At 72.0% G+C, this 19,651-nt stretch carries 14 protein-coding genes and 2 pseudogenes; 9 read left to right on the top strand and 7 right to left on the bottom strand.

The genetic code is table 11. From position 1 onward, the window contains the following. Positions 1-132 precede the first annotated feature (132 nt). Positions 133-2,961, bottom strand: a complete 2,829-nt coding sequence (locus tag H6726_20855) for a protein kinase (GenBank protein ID MCB9660106.1) — start codon at positions 2,959-2,961, stop codon at positions 133-135. A gap of 75 nt (positions 2,962-3,036) precedes the next feature. Next, positions 3,037-4,572: a hypothetical protein gene (locus H6726_20850; protein MCB9660105.1), complete on the bottom strand. Its 1,536-nt coding sequence runs from the start codon at positions 4,570-4,572 to the stop codon at positions 3,037-3,039. A gap of 155 nt (positions 4,573-4,727) precedes the next feature. Between H6726_20850 and H6726_20845 the strand changes: the two genes are divergently transcribed. From H6726_20845 to H6726_20835, 3 genes are read left to right on the top strand one after another with little or no spacing between them, the layout of a single operon-like run. Further along, a complete protein-coding gene (locus H6726_20845; protein MCB9660104.1) occupies positions 4,728-6,263 on the top strand; it encodes a purine-nucleoside phosphorylase in 1,536 nt (511 codons plus the stop codon). Then, positions 6,260-6,673 carry a cytidine deaminase gene (cdd, locus tag H6726_20840; protein MCB9660103.1) on the top strand — a complete coding sequence of 138 codons (414 nt, stop codon included), beginning with the start codon at positions 6,260-6,262 and terminating at the stop codon, positions 6,671-6,673. Before H6726_20845 ends, cdd begins: the two co-directional genes overlap by 4 nt. Before the next feature lie 5 nt (positions 6,674-6,678). Then, entirely contained in the window at positions 6,679-8,019 is a 1,341-nt protein-coding gene (locus tag H6726_20835) for an amidohydrolase family protein (GenBank protein ID MCB9660102.1), read from the top strand. 71 nt (positions 8,020-8,090) lie between these two features. On the opposite strand, the gene H6726_20830 is transcribed toward H6726_20835, so the two are convergent. Together H6726_20830 and H6726_20825 are read right to left on the bottom strand one after the other, a co-directional pair. After that, positions 8,091-11,369, bottom strand: coding sequence for a tetratricopeptide repeat protein (locus H6726_20830; protein MCB9660101.1), 3,279 nt, complete (start codon positions 11,367-11,369; stop codon positions 8,091-8,093). A gap of 430 nt (positions 11,370-11,799) precedes the next feature. Continuing rightward, positions 11,800-12,201: a zinc-ribbon domain-containing protein gene (locus tag H6726_20825; protein ID MCB9660100.1), complete on the bottom strand. Its 402-nt coding sequence runs from the start codon at positions 12,199-12,201 to the stop codon at positions 11,800-11,802. Positions 12,202-12,430: 229 nt separating this feature from the next. On the opposite strand from H6726_20825, the gene H6726_20820 reads away from it, so the two are divergent. From H6726_20820 to uvrC, 3 genes and pseudogenes are all read left to right on the top strand, one after another. Then, positions 12,431-12,802 (top strand): cell division protein ZapA, encoded by a 372-nt coding sequence (locus tag H6726_20820; protein MCB9660099.1) that lies wholly within the window; start codon positions 12,431-12,433, stop codon positions 12,800-12,802. Continuing rightward, entirely contained in the window at positions 12,792-13,427 is a 636-nt protein-coding gene (locus tag H6726_20815; GenBank protein ID MCB9660098.1) for a 5-formyltetrahydrofolate cyclo-ligase, read from the top strand. Before H6726_20820 ends, H6726_20815 begins: the two co-directional genes overlap by 11 nt. Further along, a pseudogene (gene uvrC / locus H6726_20810) lies at positions 13,424-15,091 on the top strand (excinuclease ABC subunit UvrC). Before H6726_20815 ends, uvrC begins: the two are co-directional and overlap by 4 nt. 365 nt (positions 15,092-15,456) lie before the next feature. Here uvrC and H6726_20805 read toward each other — a convergent pair. Continuing rightward, positions 15,457-16,134: pseudogene (locus H6726_20805) on the bottom strand (single-stranded DNA-binding protein). A 360-nt stretch (positions 16,135-16,494) separates the two neighbouring features. Between H6726_20805 and H6726_20800 the strand changes: the two are divergent. From H6726_20800 to H6726_20790, 3 genes are read left to right on the top strand one after another with little or no spacing between them, the layout of a single operon-like run. Then, complete coding sequence (locus H6726_20800; protein ID MCB9660097.1) at positions 16,495-16,839, top strand: glutathione S-transferase family protein; 345 nt, start codon at positions 16,495-16,497, stop codon at positions 16,837-16,839. Continuing rightward, complete coding sequence (locus tag H6726_20795; protein ID MCB9660096.1) at positions 16,836-17,531, top strand: TetR/AcrR family transcriptional regulator; 696 nt, start codon at positions 16,836-16,838, stop codon at positions 17,529-17,531. Before H6726_20800 ends, H6726_20795 begins: the two co-directional genes overlap by 4 nt. A 1-nt stretch (position 17,532) precedes the next feature. Further along, positions 17,533-17,955 carry an HIT family protein gene (locus H6726_20790; protein MCB9660095.1) on the top strand — a complete coding sequence of 141 codons (423 nt, stop codon included), beginning with the start codon at positions 17,533-17,535 and terminating at the stop codon, positions 17,953-17,955. 44 nt (positions 17,956-17,999) lie between these two features. On the opposite strand, the gene H6726_20785 is transcribed toward H6726_20790, so the two are convergent. Beyond that, positions 18,000-18,965: an NAD-dependent epimerase/dehydratase family protein gene (locus tag H6726_20785; protein MCB9660094.1), complete on the bottom strand. Its 966-nt coding sequence runs from the start codon at positions 18,963-18,965 to the stop codon at positions 18,000-18,002. Positions 18,966-18,972: 7 nt separating this feature from the next. Further along, complete coding sequence (locus H6726_20780; protein MCB9660093.1) at positions 18,973-19,545, bottom strand: hypothetical protein; 573 nt, start codon at positions 19,543-19,545, stop codon at positions 18,973-18,975. Positions 19,546-19,651 lie beyond the last annotated feature (106 nt).

Here is a 19,651-nt window from a genome sequence, read left to right as displayed (position 1 = left end):
GGAGCGCGCCGTCGTGCGCCCTGGCACCAGCGCACGGGCTGACTGGCGGACGCGTCGCGCCCAAGCACACTGCGTCGCGCCCGAGCGCGCGGGGTCACACACAGTCGGTCGCGCGTGTGCGACCCGAAGCGCCTACTGACCCAGGCCGCGACGCGCCGCAGCGTTGTTGGGGTCCAGCCGCAGGGCCTGCTGGAAGGCCGCGCGCGAGCCGCCCGAGTCGCCCGCGTTGCGTCGCGCCGTTCCGAGCGTGGCCCAGTAGTTCGCGTTGCGTGGGGAGAGCTGCGTGGCCCGCTCCAGAGCCGCTGCCGCGCCGCGACCATTGCGCTGACGCATGCGCGAGGTGCCGAGGGAGTACCACGCACCGGCGCTCGAGGGGGTCATGCGCGTGAGCTGCTCGTAGAGGCGGGTGGCCTCGGCGTGGTTGCCCGCCGACGTCGCGGCGCGCGCCTGCTCCTGAACGCGACTGGCCGCGCTCGCGTTGCCGCCTCCGCTGGGGCGCATGCTGGCCGCCGCCGCGCGTCGAAGCGCGAGCCAACGTGCGCGCTCGGCGCGACCCCGTGGACGCGGGCCGTTCATGAACGCCTCGTCGTCCATGACTCCCGTGTCGGGCGGTCCCAGGTCCGGCGGCCCCAGGTCCGGCGGCCCCAGGTCTGGTGGCCCCAGCGCGAGCACTCCGGCGTCTGGGACGACGGCAGGCGCGGTGAGCACCGTGCCGTCCGTGGTGGTCGCGGCTGGAGGTGCGGCGGCGGTGGGTCCGTCACCGTCCTGTGTGAAGAACCAGATCCCGAAGCCGCACGCGCTCAGCAGCACCAAGAGTCCCAAGATGCCAGCGGGCACCACCCAGCGCCGCGTCGGGCGCTCCTCGGGGATGGGGTGCGCCAGCTGGGGCTCCGCGGACGGTGCGGCCGACATGCCACCATGCGCAGGCTGCGGAGCGACAGCCGGCACGGGCCCCGCAGCGCCTGGGCTTGGCAACGGACCCGCTGGGGGTGCTCCGACTCCGTCTGTGGCAGCGGGGGGCACACCAGGGGGCTGCGCCAGCAGCGCAGCCGGAGGCGCAAGCACCGCGGGGGCAGCGGCTCCTGTCGGTGGAGTCGCGGAGAGCGCAGCGGAGGACGGCGGCGGCGCGGCCACCTGTGCTGCACCCGTGGACACCGGCGGTGGGGCACTGACGCGCGGTGGCGGAGTGAGCGGCATCGCGCCCAGCGGCGCGGTCGCAGGCTCGGCGGAGGTGAGCGAGGGCGCGATGATGGGGGCCGCCAGACCCGAGGGCTCTGCAGGGCTCGCAGCGTCAAGGTCCGACGACGCGAACATGCTGGTCGGCTCGTCCTCGTCGAAGCTCCCGGCCCCGTCGCGGGCCGGAGGCAGGGCCATCTCCACCGTCGGCGGCTCGTCCTCGGCGTGCCCCTCGAACATGCGCGTAGGCTCGTCGTCCTCGAAGCCGGTCGCGACAGGAGCAGGTGCAGGCGCAGGAGCCGCGGGCGCGGGCACAGCCGCGGAGGGCGGCGCCGCGTGGGCGGCCTCGAGCTGCGCCCCGTCGAACATCGTCGTGGGCTCGTCCTCTTCGAAGCCAGGAGCGATCGGGGGCGGCGCCGGCATCCCCGACACCGTACGCTCGAAGCCCGAAGGGACGGGGGGCGGCAGACGGCTCTCTCGCACCTCGACGATCTGTTCGAGGCCCACCTGCTGCGTCGCGTCCGCGCGTGAGGCAGACGTACTGGTGCCAAGCGGAGGCGGAGCCGACGCACGCGTCCGCACCTCGCGGGCCTCGACGATCTGGTCCAGCTGGACCTGCTGGGTGGCGTCGTCACGGAACTTGCCGGGGGGCGCGGTGATGGGCGCGCTGAGCGCCGGCATACCCATCATCGTGCGCTTGGCCGAGCGCGCCGGCGCGCCAGGGGGCACGGGCGGCGGGATGCTGGGCTGCCGTGCTTCGGTGGGCGCGGCTGGCGCAACGGGCGCTGCCGGCGGAGCGCCGCCGGCCACCACAGCGGGAGCAGCGGGCGGAGGCACGGGGCCGCTCATCCCCAGCATGGTCGCCTTGGCCTTGAGCGGCGGGGCCGCCGGACGCGGGGGGGCGGGCGCGGGCGCTGGCCGCGGGGCGGCGACGACGGGGGCACGCGCACCAGGCGCACTGGGCCGCGCATCGCTCGGACGCAGCGGCTCGGGGACGTAGTCCTGGAGGGTCCGTGCGACCTTCTGTGCGGAGAAAGGCCTGCGGCGAGGCTCCTTGTCGAGCAGCTGGTCGAGGAGGGCGCGCACGTCGGCGCTCAGCCCCGCCTCCAACGCCGGAGGCGCGGTCTGCAGGTGCGCCTCGAGCACGTCGGGGATGTTCCCTTCGAACGGAGGTTCCCCAGCGATCGCCGCATAGAGCATGATGCCCAGCGCATAGAGGTCACTGCGGAAGCTGGTCGGCTTGCCCTCGACCTCTTCTGGGGAGACGAAGGGTGCCGTGCCAAACACCTTGTCGTACTCGGGTCCGAGCGGCGCTGCGACGGTGGCGTCGATCAGCACGGCTCGCCCATCCGGCTGGAGCACCACGCGTTCCGAGCACAGGTCACGATGCAGCAGACCCGCCCGGTGGAGCGCGTGCAGCGCGTCCGCCACCTGCCCGCCGATGCTGAGGGCCTCCGGCAGCGGGAGCGGCCCCTGCGCGAGGCGCTCGGCCAGCGTCACGCCGCTGACGTAGGGCCGCAGGTACCAGAGCTGCCCGCCATCCTCCCCGTGCTCGATGGGCACCACCAGGCTGGGGTGGGACACCGTCATGAGTTTTTCGAGCCCACGGGAGAGGCGCATCCGATCCGTCGCCGCGCGTGACAGCTCGGGATCCAAGACGCGCAGCACCCCCTCCGCGCCGGCCCCTGAGCGAGCACGATAGGCCAAGCCCATACGGCCGCGGTGCAGCAGCGACTCCGCGGTCATGCGGATGGCGATTCCAGGGGGCAACGAGAGGTCGGTCACGCGGGGTCCTGTCTCGGGCGCCACGGCGGCGCCCGCGATATCTGCGGCAAATTTACGGGAGCGCGCGCGAAGGCGTCAACGTTCGTGCAAGCGCGGGCGACGACGCACGCGCACGTGCTGAACCAGCTCGACGACGATCAGCGCCCACACGTACACGTGCAGGGCGGCCGGCGCGGCGGGGTCGACGTGCCAGACGCGACCCTCGAGCCACGCATCGTGCGGCGCATAGGCGACGTACGCCGCAGCCGCGAAGCCCAGGCCCGCGGCGCGCATGGTGACGAACTCCAGCGGCACGAGGAGCGCGAGGTACCACGGGTGCAGCTGGGGAGCGAGCAACAGGGCCGCGAGCACCAGTCGACGCAGCGCCAACGCGGGCGGGGCACGGAACGTGAGCGAACTCAAGGCCAAGATCAGACCCAACAGGGCGACCGTGGCGCGCGCCAGGGGTCGCGCGAGCACTCGTGGCTCGAGGAGTTCACGGGGCGGCGGCTCCTTCTTCGGCCCCACCAGACCCTCGCGGACGTCGACACCGAGCCGCTCGAGGACGACGAGCGCGGATGGCGGCGGGTCGAGATCGAGCTTCCCCCAGCGCAGCCCGTAGTGCTCGACCAGCCGGCCGGCGATGGCGGTCTCGAGCGCCCCATAGAGACCATCGTTGCCCTGCCAACGGCGGGCGTAGTGGCTCAAGCCGCTGTGGCCATCGCGGTCGGCGTGCCCCGCGTGGGCGACGGGCACCAGCAACAGCGCGCCCGTCGCAGCCACGGCGAGGGCGAGCCGCACGTTGCGCGCGCGGCTCGCGAGGATCACGGGCACGAGCAACAATCCCACCAGCTTGAGGCCGGTCGCGAGCGACGCGAACAGCCAGACTCGGAGGGCGCGCCGGCGATCGAGCTCCAGCAGGTGGCGCCGCTGGGGGGCGCCCCGTGGTCTCTCGGCGAGCTCTCCGAGCGACGAGAGCGCAATGACGACACAGCCAGCCGCCAGCACGTCGACGTGGCCGTGCAGTGGCCCCTCCGCGAGCAAGAGCGGGTTCGTGGCCACCGCGAACGCGACGCGCTCCCGCTGCGCGGGCGGCACGAGCGTGGGCGCGGCGCGCACCAGGAGGACGAGGCCGAGGAGCGCCAGCAGCTTCGGGCCGAGGGGCCCCAGCCAGGCCACGCAAGCGAAGGCGAGCACCGCGACGGGAGGGTAGATCGTGGGCAGCTCGGCGTGGTTGATGAGCCAGAAGCACGCGTCGCGCAGGGGAGCGAGCGCCGCGGCCTCCGGCGCATGCGCGTACGGGTCCAACCCGGCGGCCAGCACGCGACCGTCCCAGACGTAGCGGTACAGATCATCGCTGAGGAGGGGAGGGAGGGTGAGCAGGACGACACCGAGCGCGCACGCCAGCCGCGCCGGCCTCCTCGCCCAGCGACCGAGCAGCGGGGGCAGACCCCCGGACGGCCCGGATTCCGCGACCGGGAAGCGATGGAGAAACCATGCGTACGGGACGAAGGCGAGCGCGACGCCGAGCGCCATGGTGGAAGGACGGCCTTGGAGCACGGCGCCGTATCCCACGCCCACCCAGCAGCCGAGATAGACCAGCGCGGTGCTCCACCACGCCCGGTGGCTCACGGCGCGTTCACCCGAAACCGGATTCCGTCGAAGCGTTCCTGGGGGCCGAGCAGCACGCGCAGCGTGCCCAGCCTACGTCCACCGACCGAGATCGAGACCAGCACGGTCACCGCCTCCTGCGTCTCCGTCGCGCGGTCCAGGCAGTCCCCCCAGCGATGCAGGAGGAGCTCGTACTCGCCCGCCGGTGCGCTGTCGAGCGGCCAGAAGACATTCTCGATGCGCGGATACTCGAGCGCCGAGTCGCACTGCCCGCGCCCGGCGTAGTCGAAGCGCCCGCCGCGCGCCGACCGGTCCCGCTGGTGGCTCAGCACGTCACCGTCGGGCTCGCGCACGAAGAGGTCGATGTCCGACCCGTTGTTCCAGGTCATGGTGATCTGGACGGCCCCTGCCTCGTAGGGACAAGCGTGCTCGTCGATGCGACCGTCGCAGTCTTCGTCGATGGCGTTGCACAGCTCGTTGCTGTTTGCGACGCACAGGGCCTCGACCTCGTCGAGAACGTGGACCCTCGTTGCCTGTTCCGGGTCGATGGCGAGCGCTCCACTCAACACGCGCGGGGCGACCTCGACCGGTGCCACCTCCGCGCCCGACGTGCTCTCCTGCTCTCCCCGTGCGCGGCGGCCGCAGCCTGGGGTCGACGCGATGCCGACCGACATCACGCCGAGCGCCAAGCCCGCGACGCCGACACGGACGCAGCGACGGACACAGCGGAGGGGAGAGTTCGCGCGCGAGGTCGTGGACACGGCGCCCACTCTACGACGGGAACCGCCCGGATTCATCCCGCGAACTGGTGGTTGACCACGTCGCCCACCTCAGCGTCTCCTTCTCGCGTGACAGACGCCATCGACGCCTCCCCAATCGGAACGGACGCCACGCCAACGCTGGCACCGTGCATCGCCCGCGTGCGCGCCGCCGCCCGCCACCTGGAGCCCGAGATCGCCCTCGTGCTGGGCTCGGGACTAGGGGGGCTCGCCGACGGGTTCTCGGAGGCCGTGGCCATCCCGTACGACGAGCTCCCGGGGATGCCGACCTCGACGGTCGTGGGACATCGTGGACGTCTCGTCCTGGGCCACTTCGAGGGCCGCGCCTGTGTGGCCATGCAAGGCCGCGTCCACCTCTACGAGGGGCACTCCCCCAGCACCGTGGCGCTCGGCGTGCGGTTGATGCGAGGGCTCGGCGCGCACACGCTGCTGGTGACCAACGCCGCGGGCGGCGTGCGCGAGGACCTGCGCCCCGGTGACCTGATGCTCATCACGGACCAGCTGAACCTGACCGCGCGGACACCGCTGCTCGGACGCAACGACGACGCGCTCGGTCCGCGGTTCCCGGACATGAGCGCAGCCTATGACCCCGCGCTGCGCGACCTGGCACGGCGCGCCGCCCAGGGCCTGGCGATCGGCTTGCCGGAGGGCATCTACGCGGGCGTGCTGGGGCCACAGTACGAGACGCCAGCCGAGGTGCGCATGCTCCGCGCGCTGGGAGGCGACGCCGTCGGCATGAGCACCGTGCTCGAGGTCATCGCCGCGCGGCACTGCGGGCTGCGCGTGCTGGGGCTCTCGTGCATCACGAACGCAGCCGCGGGCCTGGGGGAAGAGGCCCTCGACCACGCCGATGTCGAACGAGTCGCGCGCCGCGCCCACGCGAGCTTCGAGGCGCTCGTGCGCGCTATCGTGTCGGGCATGGAGGCGCCATGACAACGCTGGACACCGACATCCCATGGGCCGCGCTGCGCGAAGCCGCGCTGGCGGCACGCGCCCACGCCTACGCGCCCTACTCGCAGTACCTGGTGGGGGCCGCGCTGCTGGACGCCGACGGACACGTTCATCGAGGCGCCAACGTGGAGAACGCGAGCTATGGGCTGTGCCTGTGCGCCGAGCGGAGCGCGTTCGCGCGCGCCATCGCAGACGGGGTGCGCTCGTTCCGCGCGATCTTGGTCATGACGGATGGCGACCGCCCTGGGACCCCCTGTGGGATGTGCCGCCAGGTGCTGGCCGAGCTCGCGCCGAGCATCCCCGTGCGCTGCGAGACCGTCGGCGGTGCGCGCCTGGACAGCGACGTGCCCTCGCTGCTGCCCCTCGCCTTCGACGCCGAGCGGCTGCCGTGAGCGAGCTGGATACGGTCATCCGTGGCGGCACCGTGCTGACGCTCTGCCCGGTCCACGACACCCGCGAGGTGCGCGCCGATCTCCGCGTGCGCGGCGCGCGCATCATCGCGATGGGCCGCGCAGCGCGTCGCGGCCCACCGGCGCGGGTGCTCCCGGCCGAAGGTTGCGTCGTCATCCCAGGGTTCGTGCAGGCCCACGTCCACCTTTGCCAGACCCTCTTCCGTGGCACGGCGGACGGACTCCCTCTGCTCCCGTGGCTGCAGCGGCGCATCTGGCCGTTCGAGGCCGCGCACGACGCGCGCAGCACGCGGGCGAGCGCGCAGCTCGGGGCGGCCGAGTTGTTGCGCTCGGGGACCACGACGGTGCTCGACATGGGGAGCGTCCACCACCACGAGCAAGTCTTCGAGGCGCTCCTGGCGAGCGGCCTGCGGGCTTTCTCGGGCAAGGCGATGATGGACCGCGGGCGTGGTGTGCCCGCAGGGCTGCGCGAGACCCTGCGCGACAGCCTGCGCGCGAGCGACGCGCTGCGCGACGCCTGGCATGGTGCGGCGGATGGACGCCTGCGGTACGCGTACGCCCCTCGCTTCGTGCTCTCGTGCTCGGAGGCGCTGCTACGTGGGGTGAGTGAGCGCGCCACGACGAGCGCCCCGTCGATGCCCACGCTCATGCACACGCACGCTGCGGAGCACGCCGAGGAGCGCGCGGAGGTACGCCGACGACTCGGGAGGGACGACATCGACGCGCTCGCGGCGCACGGCATCACCGGACCGCGGGCGCTCCTGGCGCATGGCGTCCAGCTGCGTCCCGTAGAGATCAAGCGGCTGGCACGCGCAGGCACCCGCGTGGTGCATTGCCCGAGCGCGAACATGAAGCTGGGGAGCGGCATCGCGCCACTCCGCGCGTTCCGAGAGCACGGGCTCGCCGTCGCGTTGGGAGCGGACGGTGCCCCCTGCAACAACCGCCTGGACGTCTTCACGGAGATGCGGCAAGCCGCGTTGCTGTCGTGCGCACGCGAGCGGGACGCGCTCGCGACCTCTGCGGCCGATGCACTACGGCTCGCCACGATCGACGGCGCGCGGGCGCTCGGCCTCGACGGCGACGTGGGCACGCTCGAGATCGGCAAGCGCGCCGACATCACGGTGGTGCACATCAGCGCCCTGCACCACGAACCTGGCGGTGACGCGCTCTCACGACTGGTCTACGCGGCGCAGGCGAGCGACGTGCGACACGTGATGGTCGACGGTCGTGTGCTGGTGGAGCGCGGTGAGCTGCGCTCTCTGGACGAAGCGACGGTGCTGACCGACGCGCGCCGTGAGCTGCGCAAGCTCATGAGCCGCGCGAGCTGAACACGCCAGACCGACCGCCGCTGGACTGTTGGGTGGAGTGCTCGCGCGCGTCCACGCCACGCGGCGGGCTGCTAAGGCGCAGCCCCGAGATCCAGCAGCGCGCGCTCGATCTCGCGGCGGTCGGGGGCCCCGTTGGGCATGAGGTCCAGGTAGCGACGGAAGCTCTGCACGGCGGGTCCGCGCTCGCCGAGAGCGCGGTGCGCCTCGGCCCGCGTGCGCCAAGCTGCCGGGAGCCACGTGGGCAGCGGGGTGGTCTCATCACCGATGACGGTCGCGCGCGCGAGCGAGGTGGCACCGGCCCGCCTGTCGCCGTGGTCGATCTGGAGGCGGCCCAGGCGATACCACCACTCCCCCTGACGCGGGCGCCCTTCCACGGCGCGCTGGTAGGCGATGATGGCCTGGCGTGCGTCCCCCAGCTCGTCGTAGCCGTGACCCATCGAGGCCCACGCGTCCAACATGTCCGGGTCGGCCGTGACAGCGGCGATGAGGTCGACCAACCCCTCGCGCGCGCGGCCCGTCCGCACGCGCAGGTCGCCCCGCAGCCAGAGCGCCAAGGGCAACGTAGCCTCGCGCGCGAGGGCCGCGTCCGCCGACTGGCTGGCCGTGGCGAGCTCGTTTTGCAGCAGCGCCGCCCAACCGCGGTAGGCATGGAACACCGCGATCGAGGGGTCGTTGGTGACCGCCTGCCCAAACAGCTGCGAAGCCTCTTCCAGGCGGCCGCGAGCGAACTCGACGCGCCCCAGGAAGTGGAGCGTCTCGGCCGAGAGAGGGCGCTCGGCCAGCACCTCCCGTAGGATCGTCTCGGCCTCGTCGAGCTGGCCCGCCGCGGCGCGCGCGGCCCCCAGCCGCAGCTTCAGATCCAGGTCGTCGGGCGACTCCTCGAGCGCGCGCGCGTAGCTGGCGACCGCACGCTCGGGCATGTGGCGATCCTCGAACACGCGTCCCCGCTCGAGCGCGAGACCCGAGTAGCTCGAGTCGCGCTGCGCGACCCCTTCGAACGCCGCATCGGCTGCGGCGAGGCGGCCGAGGCGACGCAGCGTGATGCCGAGCTGGAACCTCGAGTCGAGGTCGTGCTCGTCCAGCGCGATAGCCGCCTCGAACTCCTCGACGGCCTGGGTGAGGTTCCCGAGGCGCACCTGGGAGCTGCCACGCAGACGGCGCACGTCCGCCGTCATGGGGACGTGCTCGGAGGCGTTCGCCAACACCGCCGCCGCGTCGTCCGCCCGGTCCATGTCGAAGTAGAGCTGCGCGAGCGCCATGTAGCCGTCGTAGCGCTCGGGGGCCAAACGCACGACCTCGCGGAAGCGCTCGATCGCCTCGTCGCGACCCGAGGTCGCCAGCGCCACGCGGCCCAACCAGAGCAAGACCTCGGGGTCTTCCGGGGCTTCTGCGAGCAGGCCCATCAAGTGACCCCGCGCGTCCTGCGGTCGCTCCACGGCCAGGAGCGCCTGGGCCGCGCCGAGGTGCGCCTGGTCCATGTAGGGGCGCGCGCCGTCGGGCGGGGTGGGGATCTCCTCTGCTGGGATGGACGCGTCGAGCAGCGTCTGGTAGCGGGTCAGGGCGTCGCGAGCGCGCCCCTCCTGCAACAGGCAGTTGCCTGCGCCGACGAGTGCCTCGACGTCGTCCGGCGACGCCGCGATGGCAAACTCGAACATCTCCCGCCCCTTCGAACGCTGCCCACGCGCGAGGTGCAGGCGACCGAGCAGCGTGAGCGCGTTGGCCCGGATGCGGGCCGGTGCCACGAGACGCGTACCGTCGATGGGCACGAGCCCGGCTGCTTCTCGCGCGAGGGCGACCGCACCCTCCCAGTCGTCGTGGGCGGCGAGGTGCCGCGCACGCGCGATGCGTGCTTCCACGTGACGCGGGCTGAGCGCCAGCGTGGCGCTGACGGCGTCTGCGGCCGCTGGGTCTCCGGCCGCGAGCAGCGCGCGCGCCAAGCCCCACTGAGCCCGCGCCCCGCCGCTCTTTTCGAGCGCGCGGCGGAACGCCGCGGCTGCTTCGGCGGCGTCGTCCTGCATCAACGCGGCCTCACCTGCGACGAGCTCGGGGTACGGATCCGCCGGATTCACCTGCGCCGCGTTCGCCGCGCGCTCGCGGGCAGCCGAGAAGGCACCGTTGCGGAGCTGATTCGCCGCGAGCGCCAGCTCGATGCCTGGTGCGTCGTTGCCACGCTGCTCCAGGCGGGTAGCGATGGAGTTGGCGCGCGACGCCGCGTTCCCGATGTTGCCGTACCGTACGACGAACAGCGCCTCGTGCAGCAAGCTGCGGGTCATGAGCTCACGGTTCAGGCCTGCCGTGCGGCGATACGCGCCCAGAGTACGCAAGGACGCGCGCGCGCCGCTGTAGGTGTCGTCGGCGGCCTGCCGCTCCGCCTCTTGGATCGTCTCCCGAACGCGGGCCGGATCGCCAGCCTCGGGCAGGTAGGCCTCGATGGCGTAGATGCCGAAGAGACCATACTTCGTCTGCGAGAGCGCCGCGCCGACGCCAGCGATCAGCACCAAGAGGACGGCCAGACCGGCCAGGATCTTGTAGCCACGCTTGGACGGGGGCGCCTCGGCCGCAGGCTCGGCCTGTTGAGCGCGCTTGCGTTCGCGGGCCGCGGCGATCAGCGCATCGCGCGCCGCGCCCGACTCACCCTCGAAGCCCTCCTCGTCCAGCGCGAGCCCGTCGAACTCGAGCCCTGCCCCATCGTCGTCACCGCCCAGGTCGACGTCACCGTAGCCCAGCCCGCCGACGCTGGCCTCCGCGCCCGGGGCGGAGCCACGGCTCCTCGGGGACGGCAGGGCGAGCTCGTCGAGGTCGTCCATGTCGTCCATGTCGTCGCGCGCCTGCGCGCGCCCCGCTGGAGCGGACTCGTCCACGCCGAAGTTGAGCGCCGCTGGGACGCGCGGCGCCGGAGGCGGACCGAGGTCCAGGTCGCCCATGCCATAGCCGCCTGGGTCGGCGGCGGTCGCCGGCGGCGCGCTGTCGAAGCCCGCAGAGGCTGCCCCCAGGTCGAGCTCGCCAAAGTCGGGCATGGCCGCCGCCGCCGCGACGTTGGGACGCGGGAGCTCACCAGGGGCGGGGTCCGAATCGAAGGTGTCGAACGGTGTCTTGCGCTGCGGCCTGCGCGGTGCGGGCAGGTCCCCTGCGGGCGCAGGCAGGTCCGCATGGGGTGCGCGCGGCGCCGGTAGGTCGGCGTTCGGCGAGCGCGGCGCCGGCAGGTCCAGATCCAGCCCGCCACCACCCTTCGCGCGCGGCGCAGGCAGGTCCAGATCCAGCCCGCCACCACCCTGCGCGCGAGGCGCGGGCAGGTCCAGATCCAGCCCGCCACCACCCTTCGCACGTGGCGCCGGCAGATCCAGGTCCAACCCTCCACCCTTCGCTCGTGGCGCCGGCAGGTCCAGATCCAAACCTCCACTGCCACTCTTCGGGGCCGGGAGGTCGAGGCCCGCATCGGCCGACGCCGAACCTCTCGGCGCGGGCAGATCCAGGCCCAGCTCGTCTCCAACAGGCGACGCGGCCGTCTTTGGCGCCGGCGCAGGTCAACCCGAGTCGTCGGCCGCGGCACTCGCACGCTTCAGCGCCGGCAGGTCCAACCCGAGGTCGTCGGCCGCGGCACTCGCACGCTTCGGCGCCGGCAGGTCAACCCGAGTCGTCGGCTGCGGCGCTTCGCCCGCTTCGGCGCAGGCAGGTCAACCAGCGTCGCCGCTACAGGGAGCCCTCAGGGCCGGCAGGTCAGCCAGCTCGTCTCCGGCCAGCAGCGCCCCACCGCGCTTCAGAGCCGGCAGGTCAACCGGGTCACCGGCCGCGGCATGCTTTTGGCGCGGGCAGGTCGAGGCCCAAGTCGTCCATCGGACTTGCCGCTGGCGCCGGACGCTTGGGCGCTGGCAAGTCGAGGCCCAGGTCGTCACCAGCAGGGGCACGCTTCGGCGCAGGCAGGTCGGCGGCGTCGAACGCGGGCGCGATACGTGGACGCGGTGCGGGTGGGGGCGGTGGCTTGACGGGCGGGGGCGCCACCGGCGGCGGCTTCACGGGGGACGGCGGGGGCTTTGCGGCGGCCCCCGCTGCCGAGGCACCGTCCTTGCTGACGCGGAAGGACTCGCCACACTTCGGGCAACGCATGTTCATCCCGCCTGCGGGTAAGCGACGCTCGTCGAGCTCATAGGGAGCCGAACAAGAGGGGCATTCAACGTTGATCATGGCACTCGCGCGGGTCGATGGAAGTCACTGCTCGAAGGGCGCGAGTCTATCACGTCGCGCCCGATCGGAACATTTTGGAGTCAGCAGCCGGGCACACACGACGCGACAGTCGCGGACCCGACGGCCAGCGGTCTGGACGCACATCCGCGGGGAGGAGCGACGCCGGCTGCGCGAGGTCCGACAAGCTAGGGCTTGCACGGATTCTGGTTCGTGCTCTAGCTTCAGCGCCGTGAAGCGCACCGTCACACTCGACATCGCCGGGGCACGCTATCGCCTCAGCACCGACGCAGACGAGGGGCACTTGAAGGGCCTCGCGAGCATCGTGAACGAGCGCATCGCCCAGCTGGGCCCAAAGGCGCAGCGTTCTGCCGCCCCCGCGCAGCTGCTCGCGGTCGTGGCGCTGGGCCTGGTCGAGGACCTGCAAGAGGCCGAGCGCCGGCGCAACGAGGTGGAGAGCGTGGCACGCGAGACCATCACCCGCGCGATCGAGCGCATCGACCTGCGGCTCAGCGAGGACGCCGAGCTGGCGCGACGAGCGACGAAGGCCGGCGAACAGCGCGCGCTCGAGGCGGACGACGACGACGCCGGCGATGCCCCCTGAGCCCCCCAGCGCGGAGGACTCGCGCGCTGCGTTCGAAGACCACGTGCGGGAGCAGGCCAAGGCCGCGCTGCGGCAGAAGATGCGCGCCCTGCGCGCGTCCGTGCCCGCCGACAAACGCCGTGAGCGCTCCGAGTCGTTGTGCGCCCGCGTGCTCGAGCTCGTCGAGGTGCAGCGAGCGCAGACCGTCCTGACGTTCCAGCCCATCAAGGGCGAGCCGGTGCTGGACACCCTGCACGAAGCGCTCCGAGCACGCGGGGTCACGCTCGCCCTGACGCGCATCGATCCCGCGACGGATACACTCGAGGTCGCGCAGTTCGAGCAAGATCGGCCGCTCGTCCTCGGCCCCTTCGGCCTCCACGAGCCAGGACCAGACGCTCGCGCAGTCGCCCTCGAAGACATCGACGTCGTCTTGGTCCCCGGGCTGGTGATGGACCTGCGCGGGCACCGCGTCGGCTATGGGCGGGGCTACTTCGACCGCCTGCTGCCGCGGCTCCCGACAGCTTTTCGCTGTGGCCTCTGCTACGACTTCCAGCTCGTGGGCGAGGCACCGAGCCTGCCGCACGACGTCCCGCTGCACGCCGTCGTGACCGACGCGCAGCTCGTCCGACCCGACCCATCGCCATGAGCCTGTCCGACCTCGTACTGCGCAAGCTGGAGACCCTCCCCACCCAGCCTGGCGTGTACGTGTTCTACGGCCAGAAGCGCGTGGTCCTGTACGTGGGCAAGGCCCGCTCCCTGCGCAGCCGCGTGCGCAGCTACTTCCAGCCAGGCACCAGCGACGGGCGCGCCTTCATCGCACGCCTGCACGACGAGCTGATCGACCTCGAGACCTTCGTCACGGGGACGGAGAAGGAAGCGGCGCTGCTGGAGAACCAGCTCATCAAGGCGCACCAGCCCCGCTACAACGTCAAGCTCAAGGACGACAAGGAGTTCCTCTCCTTGCGGATCAACCCGAGCGCGCCCTGGCCGCGCATCGACGTAGTGCGCAAGCCGCGCAAGGACGGCGCCTCGTACTACGGCCCGTACCACTCGGCCACGGCCGCGCGCCAGACGCTGCGGTTGGTCAACCGGCACTTCCAGCTGCGCACCTGCACCGACGCGGAGCTGGCGCGACGCGTGCGCCCGTGCCTGCAGTACCAGATCAAGCGCTGCCCGGCGCCGTGCGTGCTGGACATCCCGCGCGAGAGCTACCTGGAGCAGGTGCGCGACGTGGGGCTGTTCCTCTCGGGGCGCCACGACGAGCTGGTGAAGCACCTCGAGCAGCGCATGGCGGAGTCCTCCCGCGCGCTCGACTTCGAGCAGGCTGCCGTGTTCCGCGACCAGCTGCGCGCCGTGTCGCGCATCCAGGAGGAGCAGCGCGTCGCCAGCGTCAGCGGCGCGGATCAGGACGTGGTGGGCCTGCACCGTGTGGCGGACCAGGCCGAGGTGGCGCTCTTGCGCATCCGCGAAGGAAAGCTGGTCAACGTGCGCACCTTCGGGCTGCGCGACGTGGGACTCCCGGACGACGAGCTGGTCGCGTCGTTCGTGAGCGAGTTCTACGCGCGTGAGGGCAGCGAGTTTCCGGACGAGCTGCTGCTACCCAACGCCGTGGAGGCCATGGACGGCCTCGCGGAGCTGCTGAGCGAGCGGCGCCAGGCGCGCGTGAAGGTGCTGCACCCGCAGCGCGGCCCACGGGTGCGCCTGCTCCAAATGGCGCGCGAGAACGCGGCGCACGCTTTCCAAGAGAAGCAGCGCGCGGACCAAGACGTCGAGAAGCGGCTGCTGGCCGTACAGGACAAGCTGCGCCTGCCGACTCTTCCGCGCCGCATCGAGTGCATCGACATCTCGCACAGCGGCGGACAGGACACGGTCGCTGCCGTGGTGTCGCTGCTGGACGGGCAGCCCGAGCGCGCGCGCTATCGCAGCTTCCACCTGCAGACGGTCACGGGCGGCGATGACTACGGCGCCATCTACGAGGTCCTGTCGCGGCGCTTCAAGCGCGCGCTCACGGGCGACGAGAGCTGGGAGCTGCCCGACCTGCTCGTCGTGGACGGCGGACGCGGGCAGCTGCGCATGGCGCTCGAGGCGCTGCGCGACCTGGGCATGGAGGGCCTGCCGCTGGTCGGGCTCGCGAAAGAGAACGTCAAGGGCGGAAGCTGGTCGACCGCGTGTACCTGCCGCGAAGAACCCCATCCTCGGCTGCACGCCGCGCTACAGATGCTGGCGCTGGCCCGCGACAAGCGCACCGCTCCGAGCAACCGCATCCGCGAGCAGAAGGGCACGCAGCGACGCCTGAAGGCGCAGCTGGAGCATCCCCGGCGTAGGCGCTGGGACGCGCAAGCGCTGCGCGCGCGCTGGGCGCGTGGACGCCGTGCTGCGCGCCAGCGACGAAGCTGCTCGCGGCCGGGGCCAACCGGCGGCAAATCGCCGCGCGCGCGCCGCAGCCACCGTGGCGCGTGTCGTTCCGAGAAGCGGACAGGAAGACGGGGGCAGCACCGCCAGCGGTCGACGTCACCGCGGCGCGCCGGAGCGCAGCACCGCCAGCGGTCGACGTCGCCGCGCGGCGCGCCGAGCAGACCCCGTCGGCTTCCGCAGGAACCGCTGACACCTCGGAGCCATGAGCGTCGGCCCTCGGGCGCGTCGGACGCACGCCCCCTCACGGCTCGACCAGCGCGTCAGTCGAGCACGCCCAGCTCCCGCAGCTGTGCCTCGGCTTGCGCCGCAGCCGCAGGATGGCTGCGGGGCTCGCCGGCGACAGGTGCAGCACCTGACCGACACGCACCGTGACGCCATGCTCGCTGAGCGCGCGCTCGGCGGACAGGCGCGCCCACTGACCCACCCCGATCACCAGCTCGGGCTTCAGCACCTTCACCATGCCGGCCAGCGCGCGGTCGCACAGCGCCTCGAGGCGCGCTTCCGCCACGGGAGCTGTCCGGGCGTACGGTTGCAGCCACCCTCCTCCAAGAACATCAGCGGGCAATAGTTCACCACGAAGAACTGCGCGAAGAAGCGTTCCGGCGTGCCGAAGCGCTCCGCCGCCCAGCCCCACAGGCGGGTGCCGCTCACCTCGCTGCGGGCGCACGCGAAGCCCTCCACCGGACGCGTTCGGGTGCCGGGTCGGGGCTCCCCACCCCTCGATTCCAGGAAGTCGCACCATGGACACGTCGCCGAACGGCACGCCCGTCTGACCCATGCCGGAACGGCCGGGGTTCACTCCCCCAGCACCACCTTTGAGGCCCTTGCCGTAGCGCGTCAGGTAACGTCGTGCGGTGCCCACGCGTACGTCAGGGGTTGCAGATGCGCCACGGTGGCGCGAACGTCAGGGCGTCGAGGCTCGCGCGCGACTCCGTCATGATCGACTTGAGCGTGGGGCATCCGTGGTCCTCTTTCGCGTTCCTACCACAGACGGGCTCCCTGCGAGCCGCCGAGACCGCCATGCCCGCTCTCCAGCCACCCGCGCGCTCAGCATCTGTACTCAACGCGTCCATATCGCCCTGCTCGAGAAGGGCGTCGTGGGAACGTCGAGCAGGTCGACATGGGCAAGCAGCACCGCTCGCCCGAGTACCTCGCCATCAACCCCTACGGCGCGTCCCGCGTGGTCGACAGCGCCCTCAAGCTCGTCGAGTCGAAGCGCCATCCTGGACTACCTCGAGGCCACGCACCCCACACCGCCGCTGCTCCCCGAGAGCGCCGAGGGCCGCGCCGAGGTGCACATGCACGTGAAGCTGTGCGATCTGCAGTTCGCGGGGCACGTCGGAGTGCTGATCTTTCCGAAGCGTTTTCTCCCCGAGGACCGCTGGCAGCGCGACCTGATGGCGCAAGCCAGCAAGCAGATCGCACGCCACTTCGCCATCCTCGACGCCCACCTGGCGCAGCGCGAGTGGCTCGTCGGCGGCGCCTTCTCCATCGCGGACATCGCGTACGCGCCGTTCCTGCAGTTCTTGGACATGGTCGAGGTCGACGCGCCGCCCCACGTACGCGACTACGCCGAGCGGCTGCTCGCGCGCCCGTCCGTGGTGGCCACACGTCCCGCCGACGCTCCCTCTCGCGCGTCATGACGGCTCAGCCCAAGTCCACGACACACAAGCCCAAGGACCTCGGCGACCAAGAGCGGAGCCAGCGCCTGTGGGCCAAGGACCGCCGTCAGCAGCTCATCTTCGTCAGCGCCGCGCTGATCGTACGCGACGGCGTCGATGGCGTGCGCATCCCCGAGGTGGCCGCGGCCGCGGGCGTGACCCGCCCCGTCGTCTACAAGTTCTTTCCGAACCGACACGCCCTCCTCGTCGCCGTCCTCGAAGACTTCACCGACGCGCTCCGCAGCCAGCTGCGCGCCCGCCTGGTCGCCACCCCGCCGGCGGGTCCGGACCGCAACGCCGAGGACTTCCAGAAGACCGTGCGCGCCTTCGTCGAGGTGGTGTTCGACCTGATCGACGAGAAGGGGGCCGGCGGCTGGTACCTGTTCGGCGCGGTCGCGCCCTTCCCCGAGCTGGAGCAGACCATCACCGAGGTCCGGCAGCGCATGGTGCGGCCGTGGCATCGCACCATCGCCGAGGTCACGGGCTGCACGCCCGCCATGGCCACCGTCCTGGCGCAGATGTTGGTGGCCATCTCACGCGCCACCGTGCAGCAGTGGATCGACGGCGCCATCGATCGCGCCGGCGCGCTCGACGCGCTGATGCGGGGCACGACGGCCATCATCGCCGAGTTCACCGTGCCGCCCGACGGCACGCGACGCAGGGAGACCCACTGACATGTCCGAGACCATCTTCAGCAAGATCCTGCGCGGGGAGATCCCCTGTCACCGTGTGTACGAAGACGACCTGGTCTTCGCGTTCCTCGACATCGGGCCGCTCTCCGAGGGGCATACCCTCGTCATCCCCAAGGAGCCGGCGGCCACGCTGGACGCGCTCTCGGACGAATCCGCTGCGGCCATCGGGCGCGTCCTGCCGCGCCTGTGCCGAGCGGTCATGGCCGTGACGGGCGCGTCCGAGTACAACGTGTTGCAGAACAACGGACCGGGCGCGCACCAGGCGGTGTTCCACGTCCACTTTCACATCATCCCCAAGCCCGACAGCGACCGCGGCCTGGGCGTGGGTTGGCCTGCCGGCAAGCTCGACGGTCAGGCGGGGGCTGCGCTGGCGGCCAAGCTACGCGACGCGCTCGCGGCGCTCTGACGAGCCCGCTGAGACCATGTCGCTGCGCGGGGGGGCGTGCCCGATCAGCGCGTCAGCCACCCGGCGTCTCGATACGCCTCCGCCGTAACGCGCGCCCCTTCATCGAAGCGCAATGTGGGCGCCCAGCCGAGCTCGGCGCGGATGAACGCCGCGTCGCACGTCTGGTGCGGCACACGGATGTCCGCCACCTTGTCGCGGCTCAGCACGACGCTGCGCTCACGCAAGCGGCCCACTGCCTCGTTGAGCGCACCAGCCACCACGACCGCTGCCGTGGGCACGGGCACCACGCGCACGCTGCGCCCCACCGCTGCACCGATCAGCCGAGCGAACTCGCGCCGCGCGTAGGGCTCACCGTCGGACACGTAGTACACGCGACCACTCGGCACGTCCGCCTCGAGCGCCAGGACGAGCGCGCGCGCGCAGTCCGTGCCGTACACGAGTGACAGGCTGCCGTTGGGCTCGACCATGGGCAGCACCCCCCGCGCAGCCGCCGAGAACAGCGGCACCATGCGCGTATCCCCGGGACCGTACACCGCCGGAGGCCGCACGACGACGACCCGCATGCGCTCACGCCGGTCCAGCGCATGACGCTCGGCCAGCAGCTTGCTCTTGCCATAGTGAGACGCGGGCCGCGGCGCGTCGCGCTCCGTGCGTGGCCGAGGCCCACCGCCACCCGCCGCGAGCGACGACACCAGCGCGAAGCGCGTGACCCCGGCGCGCTCGGCCGCGTCCAGCACGGTCGCCGTGCTCTCGGCGTTGTCGCGGTAGACCTCCGCGATGCGCAGCACCTTGCCGCCGCCTGCGGCGTGGAGCACCGCGTCGCAGCCCGCCATGGCTACCGCCAGCGCGTCCCCATCGTGCAACGAACCACGTCGCACCTCGACGTCGCCCAGGCCCGACACGTCCGACGACGCTCGCGCCCACACGCGCACGTCGTGCCCGGCCGAGCGCAACGCGGTCAGCAGGTGCGCCCCGAGGAAGCCCGTGGCCCCGGTGAGGAAGACCCGCAGCGGCGCCTCAGTCCTGGATGCCGCTCACGACGCCGTCCACGAAGTGGACCACGAAGCGGCTGTGCGAGTTGCGCCAGTACGACCACTGATCGCTGTCGAGGGACGGCGTCGCGTGCTCGGGCGGATAGCCGATGGCGATGATGACCCCCTGCTTGCTCATCCCTTGGAACACCTGCCCCTGCTGGATGCCCGCCCGATCGGCGTCGCTCAGCGCCGTGAGGTCTGGGCAGTTCGGCCCGAAGTAGCGCCCCATGTGCATGTCGATCGCGTCGCGCAGGTGCCGCGTGAAGAGATAGCGGTACTGACGGCCGCTGGCGGTCACCGTGAAGTGCAGCTCACGCTGGTCGACGCTGTCGACGTTCACCGGTGTGCAGACGGGGATGAGGCCGTCTTGCTGATAGTTCAAGGAGTAGGCCACGCCACGTCGCTCGTCCGGGTGCAGGTTCGTCAGCGTGAACACCTGCGTGTCGCCCTCGATCACATAGCGGGTGGGACGGCTACACCCCGCCACCGCGCCCGCCAAGGCGAGCATGGAGACGAGCATGAACGAGGACCGGGAACACACAGAAGAGGAAGTCATCGGGGCGAGGATATCAGCCGCCCCGAGCGAGCGCCAAGGCGGGGTCGGGGCCCAGACGCGGACCGCCGCCGTTCCGTTGCGTCCTTCGCAACACCTTTGATACGCT

The sequence above is a fragment of the Sandaracinaceae bacterium genome, assembly GCA_020633055.1.
Lineage (GTDB): Bacteria > Myxococcota_A > Polyangia > Polyangiales > Houyiibacteriaceae > JADJJE01.
This window is presented reverse-complemented; position numbering and strand designations above follow the sequence as displayed.

What these genes read in the sequence shown, in the direction of transcription:
- cdd (MCB9660103.1), top strand. Translation starts at nt 6,260, where the DNA reads ATGACAACGCTGGACACCGACATCCCATGGGCCGCGCTGCGCGAAGCC.
- H6726_20800 (MCB9660097.1), top strand. Translation starts at nt 16,495, where the DNA reads ATGCACGTGAAGCTGTGCGATCTGCAGTTCGCGGGGCACGTCGGAGTG.
- H6726_20790 (MCB9660095.1), top strand. Translation starts at nt 17,533, where the DNA reads ATGTCCGAGACCATCTTCAGCAAGATCCTGCGCGGGGAGATCCCCTGT.
- H6726_20780 (MCB9660093.1), bottom strand. Translation starts at nt 19,545, where the DNA reads ATGACTTCCTCTTCTGTGTGTTCCCGGTCCTCGTTCATGCTCGTCTCC.
- H6726_20825 (MCB9660100.1), bottom strand. Translation starts at nt 12,201, where the DNA reads ATGATCAACGTTGAATGCCCCTCTTGTTCGGCTCCCTATGAGCTCGAC.
- H6726_20795 (MCB9660096.1), top strand. Translation starts at nt 16,836, where the DNA reads ATGACGGCTCAGCCCAAGTCCACGACACACAAGCCCAAGGACCTCGGC.
- H6726_20845 (MCB9660104.1), top strand. Translation starts at nt 4,728, where the DNA reads ATGCAGGAGGAGCTCGTACTCGCCCGCCGGTGCGCTGTCGAGCGGCCA.
- H6726_20815 (MCB9660098.1), top strand. Translation starts at nt 12,792, where the DNA reads ATGCCCCCTGAGCCCCCCAGCGCGGAGGACTCGCGCGCTGCGTTCGAA.